Genomic DNA, 15,522 nt, shown 5'->3' on the forward strand with positions numbered 1-15,522 from the left:
ACCTACGACTAAAGTATTGTCGACAATATTGCGTCGTTTGCTTGATCAAATCCTGAAACGGCACTATATTGTCGACACTTTTAGCGTAACCCCGTTGGTGTACAGTGTGCTAGCACAGTCCGAACTTCCCGTAACCAATGCCGACAAAACCTTCTTTGCGATGCGTCGCGACATCGTCGAAGGTGTGATCCCCGCCGCCAGTAAGCTCAGTGAGACCGAATTGTCGACAACCTATGGGGTCAGTCGCGCGGTAGTGCGTGAAGCGATCAATCGACTGGAGCGCTGCCTGCTGGTGGAGCGCCGTGCCAACGTCGGCGCACGGGTAGTGGCCCTGTCGGAAACCGGGCTGTTGGAATTGTATCAGGTCCGGGAAGCCCTCGAAGGCATGGCGGCGCGATTGGCTGCCAGCCGTATGTCGGATGACGAAATCGCCGATTTACAGGGCTTGCTGGAACAACACCGTTCGAGCATACGGGGTAACGACTCTTACTATCAGGAAGCCGGTGATGTGGACTTTCATTACCGCATTATTCAGGGCAGTAAGAACGCGCAACTGATCTCGGTGTTGACTGACGGTATTTATCATTTGGTACGCATGTACCGGGTGCAATATGGCATGGCTGGCCCTCGGGTCAGTACCGCTTTCGACGAACACCGACACATTGTCCAAGCCATTGCCCATCGGGACGGTGAGTTAGCGGAAATGCTGATGCGCCGCCATATACTGTATTCCAAAAACAATATTCAACGTAAATTTCATTTAGATTCGGCGTCAACTGACGCCTGACACAGCAGAGGACAACTTCCCATGAGTGCAGGAAAAGCCTTCCGCGACGCGCTACGTGACAATCAGCCGTTGCAAATCGTAGGTACCATCAATGCCTATTCTGCCATGATGGCAAAACACATCGGCCATAAAGCCATTTATCTGTCCGGCGGTGGTGTTGCCAACGCATCGTATGGCTTGCCCGATTTGGGTATGACGTCGTTGAATGATGTATTGGTCGACGTGCAACGTATTACCAGTGCCTGCGATTTACCGTTGATGGTGGATATTGATACCGGTTGGGGTGGTGCATTCAACATCGCCAAGACCATTCGGGACATGGAAAAAGCCGGTGCGGCTGCGGTGCATATGGAAGATCAGGTTGCACAGAAACGCTGTGGACACCGTCCTAACAAAGAGATTGTCTCAACAGAGGAAATGGTTGACCGCATCAAGGCGGCCGTCGATGCCCGCACGGATCCGGACTTCTTCATCATGGCACGTACGGACAGCTTCGCTCAGGAAGGTCTGGAAGCGGCTATTGAACGCGCCAAAGCCTATGTGGCTGCCGGTGCCGACGGCATTTTTGCCGAAGCGGTGCAAACCGAAGCCCATTACCGTGCCTTCAGTGAAGCACTGGACGTTCCGATCCTGGCCAACATCACCGAATTCGGTAAAACCGAACTGTGGAATGCTCGTGAGCTGGCCGAGTGGGGGGTTGACATGGTGTTGTACCCATTGAGCGCCTTCAGAGCGATGAACAAAGCCGCAGAGCGCGTATACCAGACCATCCTAAAGGATGGGGATCAGAAAGCCGTTGTCGACAGCATGCAAACCCGCATGGAACTGTACGATTATCTTGGTTATCACGAGTATGAACAGAAGCTTGATGCACTGTTCGCTGAAGGCAAAAACAAATAATACCGGGCAGGGCGCTAAAGGCGTCCTGCCAGACACTTTACTGTACCCGATACATAAACGAATAACAGGAGATATCACATGGCAAAGGTGTTAAGTGGCGCAGGCTTGCGCGGACAGGTTGCTGGTAAGACGGCATTATCCACCGTGGGTAAATCCGGTTCAGGACTGACCTACCGTGGCTATGACGTCAAAGAGCTGGCAGAGCACTGTGAGTTTGAAGAAGTCGCTTACCTGATCCTCAAGGGCAAATTGCCCAATGGGGCAGAACTGCAAGACTACAAGGCTCGTTTAAAGTCGATGCGCGGTCTTCCCCAGGCACTCAAAGACGTGTTGGAACGTATTCCGGCCAGTGCTCACCCGATGGATGTGCTGCGTACCGGTTGTTCAATGTTGGGCAACCTGGAAACGGAAACGGATTTCGCCCAGCAGCAAGACGTGACGGATCGTTTACTGGCCACCATGCCAAGTATGATCTGCTACTGGTATCGCTTCAGCCATGACGGTGTGCGTATCGACGTGGAAACCGACAATGATTCTATCGGTGGCCACTTCCTGCAGATGTTGCATGGTAAAGCGCCCCGTGAACTGCACGAGAAAGTCATGCACGTTTCGCTGATCCTGTATGCGGAGCATGAGTTTAATGCGTCTACATTTACCGCGCGGGTGTGTGCTTCGACCTTGTCAGATATGCACTCCTGTATCACCGGTGCCATTGGATCGTTGCGTGGTCCGCTGCACGGTGGCGCCAACGAAGCTGCCATGGCGATGATCGAGAACTTCACATCGCCTGAACATGCCGAACAGGAAATGATGGGCATGTTGGAACGTAAAGAAAAAATCATGGGCTTCGGTCATGCGATTTATTCTGAATCTGATCCGCGCAATGAGATCATCAAGGGGTGGTCTGAAAAGCTGGCACAAGATGTTGGCGATACCGTGTTGTATCCGGTGTCTGTGCGCTGCGAAGAAGTCATGTGGCGTGAGAAAAAACTGTTCTGTAATGCCGACTTTTTCCATGCGTCTGCCTACAATTTCATGGGCATTCCAACCCCATTGTTCACGCCGATTTTCGTGATGTCTCGCCTGACTGGTTGGGCAGCGCACGTGATGGAACAGCGCGCCGACAACCGCATTATTCGTCCATCGGCCGAGTACACCGGCGAAGAGTTACGCCCCGTTCCGCCGATTGCCGAACGCGCGTGATCCCCACCCAACGACATTGAATTCGATGGCCGGTACTGCTGTGCGTTACACAGCAGGCACCGGCCTCATTGTTTGGAGCTAGCTATGAACAGTGAATTTAAAAAACGCCTGCCCGATTCCAGCCTGATGTATTTTGATGCCCGCGAGGCGGTAGACAGGCTGTCCCCTGACGCTTATGCCAAGTTGCCCTATACCTCCCGAGTGCTGGCTGAAAACCTTGTACGACGCTGCGATCCGGCGCAATTGGATGCAGCACTTGACCAACTAATTGGCCGCAAACGGGATCTGGATTTTCCGTGGTATCCCGCTCGTGTGGTTTGTCACGATATTCTGGGCCAGACTGCGCTGGTCGATCTGGCGGGGTTACGCGATGCCATTGCCGAGAAAGGTGGCGACCCGGCCAAAGTCAATCCTGTGGTGCCCACCCAGTTGATCGTTGACCACTCCCTGGCTGTCGAACATGCCGGCTTTGAGCCCGATGCGTTTGAAAAGAACCGTGCCATTGAGGAACGCCGCAACGAAGACCGTTTCCACTTCATCAACTGGACCAAAACCGCATTTAAGAACGTTGATGTGATCCCGCCCGGAAACGGCATCATGCACCAGATCAATCTCGAAAAGATGTCACCGGTGGTACAGGTGCGCGACGGTGTGGCGTTCCCGGATACCCTGGTCGGTACCGATAGCCATACGCCCCATGTGGATGCCCTTGGCGTGATTGCCATCGGTGTAGGTGGACTCGAAGCCGAAAACGTGATGTTGGGACGGGCCTCATACATGCGTTTACCCGACATTGTCGGCGTTGAACTGACCGGCAAGCCACAGCCTGGCATTACCGCGACCGACATCGTGCTGGCCATCACCGAGTTCCTGCGTAAGGAACGGGTGGTTGGCGCGTACCTGGAATTCTTCGGTCAGGGGGCGGCCAATCTGACCCTGGGCGATCGGGCTACGATCTCCAACATGACACCAGAATACGGCGCCACCGCAGCGATGTTCTACATTGATCAGCAAACCCTCGATTACCTGACCCTGACCGGTCGTGAAGATGAGCAGGTCAAGCTGGTTGAACAGTATGCCAAACAAACCGGACTGTGGGCGGATGATCTGGTCAACGCCGAGTACGAGCGTGTACTGAACTTCGATCTGTCGTCGGTGGTGCGCAACATTGCTGGCCCGTCGAACCCTCATCGCCGCGTAGCGACCACGGATCTGCGTGCCCAGGGCATTGCCGGGGATATCAAAGACGAGCATGTGGGTATGCCAGATGGCGCAGTGATCATTGCGGCAATCACCAGTTGTACCAATACCAGTAACCCGCGCAACGTGATTGCTGCTGGTCTGCTGGCACGCAACGCCAATGCCAAAGGGTTGTTGCGCAAGCCGTGGGTGAAGTCTTCGCTGGCGCCCGGCTCAAAAGCGGTAAAATTGTACCTTGAAGAGGCCAATTTGCTCAGTGAGTTAGAGCAACTGGGTTTCGGGGTTGTGGCGTTTGCCTGTACAACCTGTAACGGCATGAGCGGCGCGTTGGATCCGAAGATCCAGCAGGAAATTATCGACCGGGATTTGTACGCCACCGCAGTGCTGTCGGGGAACCGAAACTTTGACGGCCGTATTCATCCTTATGCGAAACAAGCGTTCCTGGCATCACCGCCGCTGGTGGTGGCCTATGCGATTGCCGGTACCGTGCGTTTCGACATTGAAAAAGACGTGCTGGGGCACGATGAAGACGGTCAACCAGTGACCCTCAAGGATATCTGGCCCAGTGATGAAGAAATCGATGCTGTGATTGCCAAAAGCGTGAAGCCGGAGCACTTCCGCAAAGTGTACGAGCCAATGTTTGATCTGAACGTCGAATACGGCGAGCACATCAATCCATTGTACGACTGGCGACCACAAAGCACGTATATTCGTCGTCCTCCCTACTGGGAAGGGGCGTTGGCTGCTGAGCGTACCCTTAAAGGGTTGCGGCCTCTGGCGGTGTTGGGGGATAACATCACCACCGATCACCTGTCACCGTCCAATGCCATTTTACCAGACAGTGCGGCGGGCGAGTACCTGGCCAAGATGGGACTGCCGGAAGAAGATTTTAACTCGTATGCGACCCACCGTGGCGATCACCTGACCGCCCAACGGGCGACCTTCGCTAACCCCAAACTGCTCAATGAGATGGTCAGGGAAAACGGCGAGGTAGTGCAGGGCTCTTTGGCCCGACTGGAGCCCGAAGGTAAGGTCATGCGCATGTGGGAAGCGATTGAAACCTACATGCAGCGTAAACAACCGCTGATCATCGTTGCGGGTGCTGACTATGGGCAGGGTTCTTCCCGTGACTGGGCTGCCAAAGGGGTTCGTCTGGCCGGTGTTGAGGTGATCGTCGCTGAAGGCTTTGAACGTATTCACCGTACCAACCTTATTGGCATGGGCGTGTTACCGTTGGAGTTCGAACCGGGCACAACGCGCCTGACGTTAAACATTGACGGTACCGAAACCTATGATGTGAGTGGTGATATCAGTCCAGGCGCCACGCTAAGCCTGGCGATACACCGTGCCAATGGCGACACTGACACCGTCTCGGTGAAATGCCGTCTCGATACTGCCGAAGAAGTGTCTGTATACAGCGCTGGCGGTGTATTGCAACGCTTCGCTCAGGATTTCCTGGAAGCGGAAGGACAGGCATAGGAGGTATTGGGCATGAAACAAGTGAAAGTGCCGGCGACCTACATGCGTGGTGGTACCAGCAAAGGGGTGTTTTTGCTGCGCAGCGAGTTGCCTGAACGTGCACAACAGCCCGGACCTTCCCGTGATGCATTATTGCTGCGCATCATCGGTAGCCCCGATCCGTATGCCAAACAAATCGATGGCATGGGCGGTGCGACATCCAGTACCAGTAAAACTGTGATCCTGGACAAAAGTACCCAGCCGGATCATGACGTGGATTATCTTTTTGGGCAGGTATCCATCGACAAGGCGTTTGTCGACTGGAGCGGTAATTGCGGAAATTTGACCTGTGCGGTCGGCGCGTTCGCGATAACCAAAGGGCTGGTTGACAAAAGCCGGGTGCCGGACAATGGCATAGCGGAGGTTCGGATCTGGCAGAAGAATATCGCTAAGACTATCCTCGCCAGGGTGCCGATGGTGGATGGCGAGGTGCAGGAACTGGGTGATTTTGAGTTGGACGGTGTGACCTTCCCGGCTGCCGAAATCAGTCTGAGTTTCATGGATCCCGCTGACGGGGAAGGGGCCTTGTTTCCTACCGGTAGTTTACAGGAGGATCTTGACGTCCCTGGTGAAGGCGCGCTGCGGGTAACGATGATCAATGCCGGGATACCGACCATTTTTCTGCACGCCGAAGCCTTGGGGCTGACAGGCACTGAGTTGCAGGATGATATCAACGGTAACACTGAGCTGCTGACCCGTTTTGAAAACATTCGCGCCCATGGTGCGGTGAAGATGGGCCTGATCAGGGACATCAGTGAAGCGGCATCCCGCCAGCACACACCCAAAATCGCCATTGTTGCCCCGCCAACGGATTATGTGTCTTCAAGTGGAAAAACCGTCTACGGGGAAGACATTGATTTGTTGGTTCGGGCCCTGTCGATGGGCAAGTTGCACCATGCCATGATGGGCACTGCTGCGGTGGCCATTGGCACAGCGGCGGCCATTGACGGTACGTTATTGACCGACGTAATGGGCAATGCCGGTAAGCAACAGATCAGCTTTGGACATCCGTCGGGAACCTTAACCGTGGGGGCAAAAGCCCAGAGCAGGGATGGTCAGTGGCAGGTTACCGAGGCCATTATGAGTCGCAGTGCACGTACGCTGATGTCTGGCTCGGTGCATGTGCCAGCCGATTTGACTAGCTAGTATGTTGGTGTTGAGTGATATAAAGCCCCGTCAGTGATGGGGCTTTTTTTATTGTTCGTTGGCGATTCGATGGCTAAAAAGACCGGACACCAGACTCAGACTGTACTAGGTTATAAGAACTACGCTATCAATGGGTATGGAGACAGGAAAGACGATGGTGTTTGAGCAACACGGATCATTTCGCCTCTGGTGTCATGGCAACGTGGTGTATGCAGAATTGTCGGGTACCTGGAACAAGGAAACGGCGGAACAGTTTGCAGGCGAATTCAAGACCTTGGCGCAGCAGGTGGATAAACCCTGGGCGCACATGGTGTATTTGCAGGATTGGGAATTGTGCAGCGCCGAGGTTTTTGCGGTGATCCAGGCATTGGTTGATTGGTGTCTGGAACACGGACTGGTAAGAGCCGCACAGGTTTATCCGCCGTCCACAATGAAGCGAGAATTCCTCGACCGGATGGTGGTGGAACGAAAAGGCCAGTTTCAGCGCGCTGTATTTGACAATGCCTATCAAGGTGCTTTGTGGCTTACCCACGAAGGGTTTGAAGCCAATGTCAGCAAAGTATGACATCTGAGGCTGACTTTGCTAGTTTAGCAGTCACATGCAAATTTACCGGCGACCGTTATGAGCAAACAGGGATCATCAACGAACCAGGCCATGGCAATCCCCCTGGTGCTGGGGATCAGTCTGGGAATGGCGTTTGGTGTCAGCGCCGGACTGGCCGTTGGTGCCTACACGGATAATTATGGTGTGGCGCTGGGCTTAGGGGTAGCGATTGGCTGCAGTCTGGGCATGACCATTGGTGCGTTGGTGGCTGTTTACCGGCATAAGAAACTGAATTAATCACTGCAAGAAGACATAAAAAAAGCCCCGCAATCGCGGGGCTTTTTGTGTTGTATCGTGGCGACTACGCTGCTTTGGTGGAGCGCGATTTGCGTTTCGGTTTGGCCGCAGCCTGACCCGCAATCAACTCCTCGTGGTCGAAGTCGTCGACGTTGATGGTTTTCAGACGGCCGGCTTCAGCCCGCTTCATCAAATCGGCTTCCTGCTCGTTGATCACGCCCATTTCCAGCCCTTTGTCAGCCAAAGCGTCCAGTTGGGTAAAGGGGAAGCGTTCTTTTGCCGCGGCACAGATTTTCTCGTACAACGGCTCACTGGCAAGAATGTCGTCGAGGATCTGCTCCAGTTCTCCCATAGGGTTACCTTCATCACGGCCCAGGTATTGACCCTGACCAAGACGGGTGCGGGCTTCGCACGGGGTCTGCAGCATGGTGGCGATTTGGTGATCCAATTCATCGGACGGACGGGTAAACTGTCGACCGAAAGGCATCACGACTGCACGCATCAACCAACCCAGCGGTTTCGACGGGAAGTTGCACAGCAGTTCGTCGATGGCCTCTTCAAGGTGGAACATACAATCCTGCATGGCCCAGTGCATCAGTGGCGCATCTTCGCCAAGACGACCCTGATCATCGAAGCGTTTCAACACCGCGCTGCCCAGATACAGGTAGCTGAGAATATCCCCGAGGCGGGCAGACAAGCGTTCTTTACGCTTCAGTTCGCCGCCCAGAACACCCATTGCAACGTCAGACAGCAAAGCAAGGTTACTGGAGTAGCGCTGCATGGCCCGGTAGTAGCGGGCGGTTTCGTCTGAAAACGGTGCGTCGGCTAAACGGGCACCGGTTAACGAGAACCAGGCGGAGCGGAAGAAGTTACTGACCGCAAAGCCGATGTGGCCAAACAACGCCTCATCGAACTCGCGCAGGCCTTCACTGTGATCTTCATTGGCCGCAGCGTACATTTCTTTTAACACGTACGGGTGACAGCGAATCGCACCCTGACCGTAAATCATCATGTTGCGGGTCAGAATATTCGCCCCTTCCACGGTGATCGCGATCGGAGCGCCCTGATAGCCCCGACCCAGATGGTTGTTCGGCCCCAGCATGATCCCTTTACCACCATGCACGTCCATGGCGTCATTGACGCACTGGCGCATCTTCTCGGTCAGGTGGTATTTACAAATGGCGCTGATCACCGACGGTTTTTCACCCAAATCCACCCCTTTGGTGGACAGTGATGTCACGGCGTCCATCAGATAAGCATTGCCGCCGATGCGGCCGAGCATTTGTTCGATACCTTCCATCTTGCCCACCGGCAAACGGAACTGACGGCGAATGCGCGCATAGGCACCTGTTGCCAGGGCGACAGACTTGGCACCGCCGGCTGATGTTGAGGGCAGGGTAATGCAGCGTCCCACTGACAGGCATTCAACCAGCATCCGCCAGCCTTGTCCGGCCATTTTGGCACCACCAATGATGAAATCCAGTGGCACAAAGATGTCTTTGCCGCGGATGGGACCGTTTTGAAACGGCACATTCAACGGAAAATGGCGGCGACCTATGTCCAGACCTTCGGTGTCCCGCGGGATCAGGGCGCAGGTAATACCCAGCTCTTTCTGATCCCCCAGCAATCCGTCCGGATCGTACAGTTTGAAGGCCAGGCCAATCACCGTGGCCACCGGCGCGAGGGTGATGTAGCGCTTGTCGAAGGTTAGCTTCATCCCCAACACGTCTTTGCCTTCCCACTTCCCTTTACACACGATACCGCTGTCGGGGATTGCTCCCGCATCGGAACCGGCTTCTGGGCTGGTTAACGCAAAACAGGGAATTTCTTCACCCTTGGCCAAACGAGGCAGGTAATGGTCTTGCTGCTCTTCGGTGCCGTAATGCTGCAACAGTTCGCCCGGGCCCAAGGAGTTGGGGACACCAACCGTGGTGCCCAGTACCGCATTGCAACCGGACAGCTTTTGCAACACCCGGGATTGGGCGTAAGCAGAAAACTCCAGACCACCGTACTTTTTCTTGATGATCATGGCGAAGAACTTATTGTCTTTGAGGAATTGCCATAATTCTTCAGATAAGTCGACACGCTTGTGATGAATGTCCCACTCGTCGGCCATTCGGCACGCCTCTTCCACCGGGCCATCGAGAAAGGCTTGTTCTTCGGCGCTCAGGCGCGCCTGCGGAATACGGTGCAGGGTTTGCCAATCAGGATCACCACTGAAAATTTCGCCGTCCCACCAGACAGTACCGGCATCGATGGCTTCCTGTTCAGTACGGGACATCTCTGGCATGATTTTCCGGTAGATTTTTAACAGCGGAGCGCTGATAAACTGTTGACGGAAATCTGTCAGGTTTAAGGGCACTGCGATTAACAGAAACAGCAGCCACGTAAGGCCACCAACGTAGCCCAACACCGTCCCTACGACCAGGGCTCCGCCGACTACGATACTTGCATTGAGCAAGTGCAGGCGGAAGTAACTGACGGCACCGACGGCACCGAGGATGGTGAGTAACCATATGAAAATTTGCATAAAAAACGCCTCCATGGAGGTCTGACCAGAATGTGTCGCAAAAACATATGCGTTCGTCCGACAAAGATCAAGTGGATTTCTGACTGACGATCGAATATCTCTATAAGCATGGTACGAAATGCAGTAATTGCCAGTTCACTGGGGAGAGGTAAGCGGCGAAATGTGTGAGTTATTGGGTATGTCGGCCAATGTGCCGACCGATATTTGTTTCAGTTTTGCCGGGCTACTCGAGCGGGGAGGCCGAACGGGGCCACATCGGGACGGCTGGGGGATCACGTTTTACGAAGGCAAGGGGTGCCGTAGCTTTAAAGATCCGCTGCCCAGCTGTGATTCAGAAATTGCCCATTTGGTACGCCGCTACCCGATGAAATCTACTGCCGTCATTGCCCACATCCGTCAGGCGAATCGTGGCGGTGTCAGGCTGGAAAACACCCATCCCTTTATACGTCCGTGGTGGCGGCGCAACCTCACCTTTGCCCACAATGGTCAGTTGTCCGGTTTTCGTCAGGCATTACCGCTGGAACAGGGCTTCCAACCGATTGGGGCCACCGACAGTGAGTGGGCGTTTTGCTGGTTGCTACAGCGGCTCGCTCAGCGCTATCCTAAACGGCCTGCCAACATGTTAACCGCGTTTCGTTACATGGCCCGGGAGTGTCAGCATTTAAGAGCGCTGGGGGTGTATAACATGTTACTCAGTGATGGCGTCTATCTGCTTGCCTACTGCACCAGTCAGTTGCATTGGATAACCCGTCGCGCGCCGTTTGGTAAAGCCACACTGATTGATTCTGATTGGGTGATTGATTTTGAGCAGGAAACCACCGACAACGATGTCGTGTCGGTGGTTGCGACCCGGCCTCTTACCCAGGACGAACAGTGGCATTCGATACCGTCCGGACACTGGGTGGTGTTTAAACAGGGTGAAATTGTCGCCCGCAGCCGTTTTTAGGTGTTATCAGCGTGCGGGGGAGGTGGTGTAACTGCGCAGTTGGATATCTCCCTGCTCATCACCGTCTTTGAACTGTTGTAGACGCACTAACTGATAATTCAGCGATGGCGCGAACCAGGCGAAGGTTTCCCGTCGGGCGCTGTCTCGGACGATGCGCACTTTAATGCCTTCTAACATGCCATAGGGCAGCTCCAGCTGCTCCTTACCAACGACTTCAAGGGTGTAGTCCCGCAGTTGCCCTCGGTAATTCAGCATGCGGTATTCAAACTGGGTTTGACCGGCGGCCAATTGCTTTTGCAGATCCAGACGGTACAGTTGATTGTCCAGTGCACCCTGCCATACCAGGGTTTCGCCGTTGTCCAGTGTGATCTGATCATTCGCCTTGTTGAAACGGGCTTCAAGTTCCTTGTCTGAGCCTGTTCCTTCGCGGCTGTAGTGATATTTGTAAGGTTGGATTTTGCCGTCGCTGATTTCAAACAAACTCACTTCTGTACGTTTGTCTGATAAAAAAAACAGCGATACATGGCTCTGGTACTCCAGCCGGTAGCGGTTACGCCCCAACGATTCCAGTTGCATATAGGCATCACCGAGGTCACTGCCATGGCGATATGCGGTATAGTCAGCCCGAAACGGTACCAGTTCACTGGCAACAGTTGTCAGGCTGAGCACTAACCCACACAGAAGGAACGCGAACTTAATCAGCCGCATAACCTGTGGGTGGTAATTCTTGTCCATCGAGATACGCCTTGTTGTTATCCATTTTCAGGCGCCCCTGACAATACCATGCCACAACCAATGGGTACATGCTGCGTTCTTGCACCTGTACGCGACTGGCCAGTTCGTCGGCGGTATCATCGGTGAAAATCGGCACCTTGGCTTGTATGACAACAGGACCGCCGTCCAGTTCAGGGGTCACAAAATGGACCGATGCACCATGTTCATCGTCGCCGGCTTCCAGTGCGCGGGCATGGGTGTTGAGCCCCTTGTACTTGGGCAACAGGGAAGGGTGAACGTTGAGCATTCTACCGGCGTAATGATTCACAAACTCAGGGGTCAGAATGCGCATGAAGCCGGCCAGAACCACCAGATCGGCCCCGGCATTGTCAATCGCCTGGCGCAGCGCTTCATCATACCCTTCACGGCTGTCGAACTGTCGGTGATCCAGACACAGGGTTTCAATCCCTGCGTCCTCGGCCCGGTTCAGTCCGTATGCGTCGCCATTGTTGGAGATAACCAGCGCGATACGGCCGTGCAATTTGCCGGCCGCCTGCTGATCGATCATGGCTTGCAGATTAGAACCATTGCCTGAAATCAAAACCACTATGGACATCGGGCTGGTCATGATCAGCGGATCTCTACCTGTTGGTCATTTTGCTTGGCCGTGATTTCACCAATTTTCCACGCTGTTTCACCTTGCGCCGAGAGCAGTGCAAGGGCACTGTCGACCTGATCCTGCGGCAGCGCGATGATCAAACCAACGCCACAGTTAAAGGTACGGTACATTTCATGGGTGGTGATATTGCCGTTTTCCTGCAGCCAGTTGAAAATGGCTGGCCATTGCCAACTGCTGCCGTCAATGCTGGCGGCACAATGATCGGGCAATACCCGTGGGATGTTTTCCCAGAAGCCACCACCGGTAATGTGAGAGATAGCGTGTACGCTGTGCTGTTCCAGCAGCGCCAGCACCGATTTCACGTAAATACGGGTCGGGGTCAGCAGCGCATCTGCCAGGGTACCGTCGCCAAACGCCTGCATTGGGTCAGCACCGCTGACTTCCAACACTTTACGGATCAGTGAGTAACCGTTTGAATGGGGACCTGATGAGGCCAGTGCAATCAGGGCATCACCGGCCGCCACTTTGCTGCCGTCAATCACGTCATCCTGTTCGACCACGCCGACACAGAAACCGGCGACATCATAGTCATTGCCATGGTACATGCCGGGCATTTCGGCGGTTTCACCACCGATCAGCGCACAGCCTGACATTTCGCAACCTTGGCCGATACCGGTGACCACATCGACCGCGGTGTCCACATCCAGTTTGCCGGTGGCATAGTAATCAAGGAAGAACAGTGGCTCTGCACCCTGTACAATCAAATCGTTAACGCACATGGCCACCAGATCGATACCGATCCCCTGATGCCGTTGCATGTCCATCGCAAGGCGCAACTTGGTTCCTACGCCATCGGTGCCTGACACCAGTAGTGGACGCTTGTATTTCTCGGGCAGGGCACACAATGCACCAAATCCGCCAAGACCACCCTTGACTTCAGGGCGGTGGGTCTTTTTGGTGACAGATTTGATGCGTTCAACCAGTTGGTTGCCTGCATCAATGTCGACACCGGCGTCTTTATAACTCAGGGACACAGAAGAATCGCTCACGGTTTACCTCGATGGCACAAAAAAGTGTGCGGATTTTACCAGCAAGACTGGCTAAATAACACCGCTGTATCACCTTCTGTGCGGCAATTTTTGATCTGGCATGACAAACAACAGGTGAAATTTGTTGTCAAATAAAAGACAATAACCATCTGATTGTTAAACCTTTGTTGGCCGAGTTAGTTAATCCGTGACCAAATTGCGCATTTTTCCCGTGTTCGTGGCCCTTTGCCTGTATTGGGCGTTGCCTGTTCACGCCGCTGTGGTGGAAGGGCTGTACAGCGCCCGGATTGCGATTGAAGACCAATCTCAACGCAGCCAGCAGCGCGCACAAAAAGCCGCCATGCGTGAAGTCCTGATCAAAGTCAGCGGGCAACAGGAAACCGTGCGCATCGACGCAATCCGGGACGCCATCCAACTGGCCAATGATTACCTGTTTGCGTATCAATATGAATTGGACAACGGACGCCGTTATTACGTCGCCGAGTTTGATCAGCAACGTATCAATGGCTTATTGCGTGCCAACAATGTCTCTATCTGGGACAGTCGCAGGCCGGATATCATCGTGTGGCTCGCCATACAGCAACAGCCCGGCAGCGTAAACCGTCAACGCATTGATCAGGAAGATTTTCCCGTCATCGTTGAACGGGCCAAGAATGTTGCTCGCCAACGAGGGTTACCCTTGACCCTGCCGGTGTGGGATTTGACTGACCATCAGGCATTGACCCTGTATGACATTTGGGGCGGCTTTTCCCAGCAGATCTGGACGGCCAGCCAGCGTTATGGCGTCGAATACGGGCTGTCGGCGCGTATATACCCAACGCCGACAGCACCGCAGTCAGACAGTGAATCCCCCCTTTTTAATGGCGCCAGTGAAGACACTGATATCGACAGCAAGGCTGACCCTGTGGTGCCTCAAACACCTGCCTCTGATGCCCCATGGCAACTTGACTGGCAACTGTTGCGCGACGGTATTGTTGGGCGCGGCCGCGAAAATGCACAGTCACCGGAGCAGTTGATCGACATTGTGATTAACCGTCTTGCCGATCGACTGGGCGAAACCTACGCCATCCGTACATCAGAGCAAGGTGCCGGGCAGTCTACTGAGGTTGTGATCAACAATGTCGGCGATCTGGCGATGTATTGGCAGGTGTATGAGTTTCTCGACAGCCTGAGTGTGGTTACCCGGGTGTCCTTGTCACACCAGCAAGGCAAAACAGCGACCTTCAAGGTCAATTTGCTCGGTAGCAGAGACAATCTGCTCGATGCATTGAGATTGACCGAGCGTCTGACGCCGGTTCGAGACCAGTTTGGGCAGGTCGTTGAGCCCATCGTGTATTCGTGGCAGGGCTAGGCGACGTGGCACAACAACTGTCCTTACCGGTTCAACTCCCCGATGGCGAAACCTTCGAGCAGTTTGTGGTGGGTAACAATCAGGCCATCGTCAGTCATTTGCATGGCTTGCTGGATGGCCCTGAACAGGGTACCCACAAACCGATCACCTACATCAGCGGAGAGCGGGGGCGGGGCAAGAGCCACCTGTTGTTTGCCCTGTGCCATGCCGCCCAACAGCAACACCTGAACCCCGTGTACATTGGTCTGGAAGGTTTCCGGGACATGGACGCTGGCGTGCTGGATGGCCTTGAGCATTTTGGCTTGGTGTGTGTGGATGATGTGGATGCCATTGGTGACGATCGGGACTGGCAGGTCGCACTGTTTGATCTGATCAATCGTGTGTTGGAGATCAAAACCTGTCAGATTGTGCTGTGTGGTCGCCAACAACCGAATGGACTGACTTTACAACTGGAAGATTTGCGCAGTCGTCTGACCTGGGGTATGGGGTTTCAACTGCAGGAACTGTCCGATGACGAAAAGGTTGATGCATTGCAATGCCGGGCAGACGCCCGTGGCATGATGGTGTCGGCAGACGTGGCGCGTTTCCTGCTGGCCCATGTGAAGCGGGATATGCCGAGTTTGATGGCGGTGCTGGATACGCTGGACGACGCATCCCTGCAGGAGCAACGTCGACTGACCATTCCATTCATTAAACGGGTGTTGGCGATATAACCCTG

The 15,522-nt window shown here is 54.3% G+C and carries 14 protein-coding genes; 10 read left to right on the top strand and 4 right to left on the bottom strand.

Translation table 11 applies throughout. From position 1 onward, the window contains the following. Positions 1-160: 160 nt before the first annotated feature. The 7 genes from LJ739_RS04785 (at position 161) to LJ739_RS04815 (ending at position 7,595) form a co-directional block, all read left to right on the top strand. Positions 161-787, top strand: coding sequence for a GntR family transcriptional regulator (locus tag LJ739_RS04785; protein ID WP_267494249.1), 627 nt, complete (start codon positions 161-163; stop codon positions 785-787). Positions 788-808: 21 nt separating this feature from the next. Next, positions 809-1,687 (top strand): methylisocitrate lyase, encoded by an 879-nt coding sequence (prpB, locus tag LJ739_RS04790; RefSeq protein ID WP_229157516.1) that lies wholly within the window; start codon positions 809-811, stop codon positions 1,685-1,687. Between the two features lie 78 nt (positions 1,688-1,765). Next, on the top strand, positions 1,766-2,890 hold the full coding sequence (gene prpC / locus LJ739_RS04795) for a bifunctional 2-methylcitrate synthase/citrate synthase (RefSeq protein WP_229157518.1): 1,125 nt from the start codon (positions 1,766-1,768) through the stop codon (positions 2,888-2,890). A gap of 84 nt (positions 2,891-2,974) precedes the next feature. Then, the gene (acnD, locus tag LJ739_RS04800; protein ID WP_229157520.1) at positions 2,975-5,569 is read left to right on the top strand and encodes a Fe/S-dependent 2-methylisocitrate dehydratase AcnD; all 2,595 of its coding nucleotides are present in this window, start codon (positions 2,975-2,977) and stop codon (positions 5,567-5,569) included. Between the two features lie 12 nt (positions 5,570-5,581). Then, on the top strand, positions 5,582-6,754 hold the full coding sequence (gene prpF, locus LJ739_RS04805) for a 2-methylaconitate cis-trans isomerase PrpF (RefSeq protein WP_229157523.1): 1,173 nt from the start codon (positions 5,582-5,584) through the stop codon (positions 6,752-6,754). Between the two features lie 154 nt (positions 6,755-6,908). Continuing rightward, on the top strand, positions 6,909-7,319 hold the full coding sequence (locus LJ739_RS04810; protein WP_229157525.1) for a hypothetical protein: 411 nt from the start codon (positions 6,909-6,911) through the stop codon (positions 7,317-7,319). Between the two features lie 57 nt (positions 7,320-7,376). Beyond that, positions 7,377-7,595, top strand: coding sequence for a hypothetical protein (locus LJ739_RS04815; RefSeq protein ID WP_229157527.1), 219 nt, complete (start codon positions 7,377-7,379; stop codon positions 7,593-7,595). A 64-nt stretch (positions 7,596-7,659) separates the two neighbouring features. On the opposite strand, the gene fadE is transcribed toward LJ739_RS04815, so the two are convergent. After that, positions 7,660-10,125: an acyl-CoA dehydrogenase FadE gene (fadE, locus tag LJ739_RS04820; protein WP_229157535.1), complete on the bottom strand. Its 2,466-nt coding sequence runs from the start codon at positions 10,123-10,125 to the stop codon at positions 7,660-7,662. A gap of 160 nt (positions 10,126-10,285) precedes the next feature. Between fadE and LJ739_RS04825 the strand changes: the two genes are divergently transcribed. Beyond that, positions 10,286-11,071, top strand: coding sequence for a class II glutamine amidotransferase (locus LJ739_RS04825; protein WP_229157537.1), 786 nt, complete (start codon positions 10,286-10,288; stop codon positions 11,069-11,071). A gap of 6 nt (positions 11,072-11,077) precedes the next feature. Here LJ739_RS04825 and LJ739_RS04830 read toward each other — a convergent pair whose 3' ends face one another. Genes LJ739_RS04830 through purM form a run of 3 tightly spaced genes read right to left on the bottom strand, consistent with a single transcriptional unit; the run spans position 11,078 to position 13,453 of the window. After that, complete coding sequence (locus LJ739_RS04830; protein ID WP_229157540.1) at positions 11,078-11,806, bottom strand: DUF3108 domain-containing protein; 729 nt, start codon at positions 11,804-11,806, stop codon at positions 11,078-11,080. Next, positions 11,766-12,401 carry a phosphoribosylglycinamide formyltransferase gene (purN, locus tag LJ739_RS04835; RefSeq protein ID WP_407646739.1) on the bottom strand — a complete coding sequence of 212 codons (636 nt, stop codon included), beginning with the start codon at positions 12,399-12,401 and terminating at the stop codon, positions 11,766-11,768. The genes LJ739_RS04830 and purN overlap by 41 nt, the downstream gene beginning before the upstream one ends. Before the next feature lie 14 nt (positions 12,402-12,415). After that, positions 12,416-13,453, bottom strand: coding sequence for a phosphoribosylformylglycinamidine cyclo-ligase (gene purM, locus LJ739_RS04840; protein WP_229157544.1), 1,038 nt, complete (start codon positions 13,451-13,453; stop codon positions 12,416-12,418). A 187-nt stretch (positions 13,454-13,640) separates the two neighbouring features. Between purM and LJ739_RS04845 the strand changes: the two genes are divergently transcribed. Both LJ739_RS04845 and hda read left to right on the top strand, forming a co-directional pair. Further along, positions 13,641-14,804: a DUF2066 domain-containing protein gene (locus LJ739_RS04845; RefSeq protein ID WP_229157546.1), complete on the top strand. Its 1,164-nt coding sequence runs from the start codon at positions 13,641-13,643 to the stop codon at positions 14,802-14,804. Between the two features lie 5 nt (positions 14,805-14,809). Next, positions 14,810-15,517, top strand: coding sequence for a DnaA regulatory inactivator Hda (hda, locus tag LJ739_RS04850; protein WP_229157548.1), 708 nt, complete (start codon positions 14,810-14,812; stop codon positions 15,515-15,517). Positions 15,518-15,522 lie beyond the last annotated feature (5 nt).

It is taken from the genome of Fluctibacter halophilus (assembly GCF_020687825.1).
In the GTDB taxonomy this organism is placed as follows: domain Bacteria; phylum Pseudomonadota; class Gammaproteobacteria; order Enterobacterales; family Alteromonadaceae; genus Fluctibacter; species Fluctibacter halophilus.